The following is a 4928-nucleotide window of genomic DNA, read 5'->3' as shown; positions in this document are numbered from 1 at the left end:
GTTAACGATTTCAAATACGCTACTCATAGTTCTCTTTCCTAATTTTATGAATATCTTCCTCGATTAAAGCACAACATCCAGTGGCATAACAGTCTTTAGATCAATAGCAATGCAGAGTTGAACATTTCTCAACCAATTGCGTTGTGTCCATATAATCGTGCTGCTTTCTTCGAGTTTTGGCCAACATTGTAGAATCCATCGATTCATTGTCATAACGTGGCCTTCACTATATTATCAACACCATTGAATGCAAAATGATGAACTTGATATGGACTCTGGTAACACTGCGGAGCAAGTAAATAGTCAAGATAATGAGCAAGTCACTCGCTCTGTGGCTGAAAAGTTAAAAACGGCGTATATCAACGCTCGCGAGCAACTCGAAATCATCGAAGTTGAGCTTAATCGTTCAAAAATAATGATGGTCGACCAAGATGGCAATTTGACGAGAGTGCCGATTCTCTCGGAGCATTGATACCTGACCCTATTCGTAAGGGGTGTCAGGTCTTACGCTATGCTTTAGCCTGACACCAACACCTGAACCGCTAACGCTTCTTGCACTGCTGTGTGAATTTATGGCGTATGATTTCGAAGCGATTTAGGTACAAAGTCAAATGCAAAAATAATAAGGAAATGCATTATGAAAGTTGAGCTAACGGCAATTGAAGCACGAGTTATTGGTTGCTTGATCGAAAAAGAAGTCACTACCCCAGATCTTTACCCCCTCAGCCTGAACGCATTAACCAACGCGTGTAATCAAAAAAGCAACCGTGATCCCGTGATGTCACTCTCTGAGTCAGACGTACTCGATGCCGTTGATGCTCTTATTGAGCGCAGGCTCGTCAGTGACGAAAGTGCGTTCAACAGCCGCGTCAGCAAGTATCAACACCGTTTCTGTAATACGGAATTTGGTGATTTAAAGCTGACAGAGCAGGAGAAGGGCATTGTATGCTGTATGCTTTTGCGCGGTGCTCAAACACCTGGGGAAATTCGTACTCGTACTAATCGTCTCGCGACATTTCATGATGTAAAAGAAGTGGAAACGGTCCTTGAGCATTTAGCAAGCGAAGAGAAAGGACCATTAGTGGTCAAATTACCACGTGAGGCTGGTAAGCGGGAGTCGCGTTATATGCATTTGTTCTGTGGTGATGTTGATGCGTCCGAACTTGCAGCGCCTGTGTCTGCTGCAAGCTCGAGCTCCGATCGAGTAAGTCAGCTAGAGCTCGAAGTCGCTCAGCTGAAAGAAGAGCTGGATGAATTAAAAGCTAAGGTTGAGTCACTGCTTTCATGATGGAAAATACAACGCAGCGTTGGAGTGTCTACCTGATACGAAATAACCGCAACGCGTTGTATTGTGGTGTTACCAATGATGTTGAACGAAGATTCAATCAGCACCAAACCGGAAAAGGAGCGAAAGCTTTGAAGGGAAAAGGCCCTTTGGTATTGGAATGGTCATCGGATTTTGAGTCAAAGACGCTTGCCATGCGAGCAGAGTACTATATTAAGCAACTAACTAAAGCGAAAAAAGAGCTGCTCGTTATGTCAAAAGCAAATATTGTCGTCGACGAACATCAACAAATGATGTTAGAGATAGTGGCACTCTGATAAGCCCTTGCTACGCAAAGATACACGGAAACCGCCTATGTCACATTGGCGGTTTCTTTTTGTTTTTGGAGTACCATGTAGGAATAAACTGACGCATAATGGGCTGGTGTTCTGTTTACAGGTCCTGAGTATGAAAAGCGCGAAATGTCTCTACGTCATCGAGACAAAGGAAGCGACTCAATGTACTTTATTTGCATCCACTCAGACCAAGAACCAATTTACTATTGAAACAGGCACTAAGAGGAAGGTAGATTACAAGAGTATAGGATGACTCGGCTAGGTAATGAATAGAGCTGAATTAGGCTCATAAAAAAGCTAAAAGAGCAGTAGATGAAAAAAGCGTTAGTATTCTCCCTGATTTCAATGGCCGCTTTTGCGCCGAATGTGCAGGCCACCCAAGTTCTTAATGGGTATTGGGCATATCAAGAGTTTTTAGACCAGTTTCCACAACAGAAGCAGCTAACTAGTGCGTTGGCTGAAGTGGTAAGAGAAACCCCTGTACCCGTAGCAAAAGACAAGAAGCGTCCACTGAAAATTTCTGTTGTTTATCCAGGGCAGCAGATCTCTGATTATTGGATTCGAAACATCGATGCGTTTGAAAAACGCCTAGATAAGCTTGATATCGACTATCAACTAAATCAGGTGTTTACTCGTCCTAATGCAGATATAAAGCAGCAAAGTTTGTCTTTAATGGAGGCGCTGAAAAGCAACTCCGATTACTTGATCTTTACTCTAGATACCACAAGACATCGTAAGTTTGTTGAGCATGTCTTAGATTCAAAGAAAACCAAGTTAATTTTACAAAATATCACCACACCTGTTAGGGATTGGGAACATCATCAGCCGTTTCTTTATGTTGGTTTCGACCACGCAGAAGGAAGTCGTGAATTGGCCGTTGAGTTTGGCAAGCGTTTCCCTAAACATAGCCACTATAGTGTTCTCTACTTCTCAGAGGGCTACATTAGTGACATCAGAGGCAACACTTTTATCAACCAAGTGAACCGCGATAATCAATTTGAACTACAATCTGCTTACTACACCAAAGCAACAAAGCAATCTGGGTATGAAGCTGCAAAAGCCAGTTTGGAGAAGTATCCGGACGTTGACTTCATTTACGCGTGTTCTACCGATGTAGCATTAGGTGCTGTTGACGCTCTTAAAGAGTTAGGTCGTGATGATGTCATGATCAATGGTTGGGGCGGCGGTTCAGCAGAGTTAGAGGCGCTTTCTAAAGGGGAGTTAGACGTTACCGTTATGCGTATGAACGATGATACAGGTATTGCAATGGCTGAGGCCATTAAGTGGGATTTAGAAGGAAAGCCAGTTCCCACTGTTTACTCTGGTGATTTTGAAGTCGTTACCAAATCGGACTCTCCAGAAAGAATTGAAGCATTAAGAAAACGTGCATTTAGATACTCAGATAATTGATGACAACTACATCAAAAATAAGAAAGCGTCGCTCACTGTCGACGCTTATTACCAAAATAATTATTCTCGTACTTGCTCCGATCATTCTAGGCATCTTTGTTCAGAGTTATTACTTCTCGAAGCAGATTATTTGGCAGGAAGTCGACCGAACCAAGCAGCAGACCTCTGCCCTGATCCTGAACATTTTTGATAGCCATTTTGCAGCGATTCAGATTCATCACAACAGCAATTCGAAAAGTGATGTTGTATTGGATTTTTATACAGAACGTGATGAAGAGGCACTCAATTACTTTTTCATGAGTATTGACCAGAGTGATCCTTCCCATACACCGGAGTTTCGTTTCCTAACCGATCATCAAGGTATTATTTGGGACGATGGCAACGCGCATTTCTATGGCATCAACAACCTGATACTTAGCCGACTTGCCAGTCAAGTGACCTTTAGCAACAACTGGTATTATCTACCCTCACAGACCCCGATGGGAACTCGCCATCTTTTACTTCGTCGTGTACCCGTTTTACAACCTAAAACCGGTGAAGTGATGGGGTACTCTTACAATGTTGTTGTTTTAGATAATAACTTTGGGTTGATGGAAAGGTTAAAAAATGAAGGCAACGTCGACAATGTTGTGTTGGTCGCTAACAACACACCATTGGCAAGCTCATTAGTAGGAGATGAGGCTTATCAAATATTTGACGTACTCAAACGACGAGAGTCCCAGCACAAGCTTGACCAATTATTGATCATCAAAACCCCTATTGAGGTAAATGCCGCCGAGACTGACTTGTGCTTGCTTACTGTGCAAGACAATCAGAGCGTGGTGACATTGCAAATCCAACACCTGCTAGCAATGCTAGCCTCAGTTATCGGTATGGTCATGATTGCGCTGATGACTAAAGAATGGATCGAGAATCGAGTAGTTGAAGAGTTAGGATCCCTGATGGCATATACTCGCTCGGCTCGTGAAGAAAAAGGATTTGAGCGTTTTGAGGGGTCAGATATTGAGGAATTCGATCATATTGGTTCGACACTAGAAAACACTTTTGAAGAGCTTGAAGCACAAAAGCGCTCTTTCCGCGACCTGTTTAACTTTGCGTTATCTCCTATCATGGTGTGGTCTGAATCGGGTGTGCTTGTCCAAATCAATCCGGCAGCACGCAAAGAGTTAGTCATGGAAAACGATGTTGAAACCATGCACCCAGTGTTCAAAGGTTTCAAAGAAAAGTTGATGCCACACCTTCGCATGGCGGCTCAGGGAGCTACGTTGACAGGCGTTAATGTGCCAATTGGAGACAAAGTATATCGCTGGAACTTATCGCCGATTCGAGTTGATGGAGATATTAGCGGTATTATTGTTCAAGGTCAGGATATAACCACGCTAATTGAGGCGGAAAAACAGAGTAACTTGGCGCGCAAAGAAGCAGAGAAATCTGCTCAAGCCCGTGCCGACTTTCTGGCTAAAATGAGCCATGAGATCCGAACGCCAATCAATGGAATTTTAGGGGTTGCTCAATTGCTAAAAGACTCTGTGGAAACAGAAGAGCAGAATAACCAAATTGACGTACTTCGACATAGTGGTGAGCACTTACTTGCTGTTTTGAATGATATTTTGGACTTTTCGAAGATTGAGCAGGGTAAGTTTAATATCCAAAAGCACCCGTTTTCTTTCACTGATACAATTCGAACGTTAGAAAACATTTATCGTCCTATTTGTGAAAGTAAAGGCGTCAACCTTGTCATTGAAAACAAAATAGATCCCAATGTTGAAATCTTTACTGACCAAGTTCGTCTGAACCAAATTTTATTCAACCTAGTCAGTAATTCTGTGAAGTTTACGCCCTCGGGTAGCGTGCGCTTGCATGCTGAACTTGAGCAGTTCTATGGCGCTGACAATAGT

The 4928-nt window shown here is 42.9% G+C and carries 5 protein-coding genes; all 5 read left to right on the top strand.

The features are described from left to right. The first annotated feature begins 247 nt into the window (after positions 1-247). Positions 248-472: a hypothetical protein gene (locus CAG68_RS20420; protein WP_005385630.1), complete on the top strand. Its 225-nt coding sequence runs from the start codon at positions 248-250 to the stop codon at positions 470-472. Positions 473-637: 165 nt separating this feature from the next. After that, entirely contained in the window at positions 638-1288 is a 651-nt protein-coding gene (locus tag CAG68_RS20415; RefSeq protein WP_005373594.1) for a YceH family protein, read from the top strand. After that, a complete protein-coding gene (locus CAG68_RS20410; protein ID WP_053304534.1) occupies positions 1285-1602 on the top strand; it encodes a GIY-YIG nuclease family protein in 318 nt (105 codons plus the stop codon). The genes CAG68_RS20415 and CAG68_RS20410 overlap by 4 nt, the downstream gene beginning before the upstream one ends. Before the next feature lie 330 nt (positions 1603-1932). After that, entirely contained in the window at positions 1933-3030 is a 1098-nt protein-coding gene (locus CAG68_RS20405) for an autoinducer 2-binding periplasmic protein LuxP (RefSeq protein WP_005385634.1), read from the top strand. Continuing rightward, on the top strand, positions 3030-4928 hold a 1899-nt coding region (locus CAG68_RS20400; RefSeq protein WP_161441585.1), incomplete at its 3' end, for a LuxQ periplasmic sensor domain-containing protein. The genes CAG68_RS20405 and CAG68_RS20400, both read left to right, overlap by 1 nt.

This window comes from Vibrio sp. V42_P2S4T144 (assembly GCF_009904715.1).
Taxonomy (GTDB): domain Bacteria; phylum Pseudomonadota; class Gammaproteobacteria; order Enterobacterales; family Vibrionaceae; genus Vibrio; species Vibrio alginolyticus.
Note: the sequence above shows the minus strand (reverse complement) of the source record. Positions and strands in the feature narration are given on the sequence as shown.

Coding starts and splice junctions, on each gene's coding strand:
- CAG68_RS20420 (WP_005385630.1), top strand. CDS start 248: ATGCAAAATGATGAACTTGATATGGACTCTGGTAACACTGCGGAGCAA.
- CAG68_RS20415 (WP_005373594.1), top strand. CDS start 638: ATGAAAGTTGAGCTAACGGCAATTGAAGCACGAGTTATTGGTTGCTTG.
- CAG68_RS20410 (WP_053304534.1), top strand. CDS start 1,285: ATGATGGAAAATACAACGCAGCGTTGGAGTGTCTACCTGATACGAAAT.
- CAG68_RS20405 (WP_005385634.1), top strand. CDS start 1,933: ATGAAAAAAGCGTTAGTATTCTCCCTGATTTCAATGGCCGCTTTTGCG.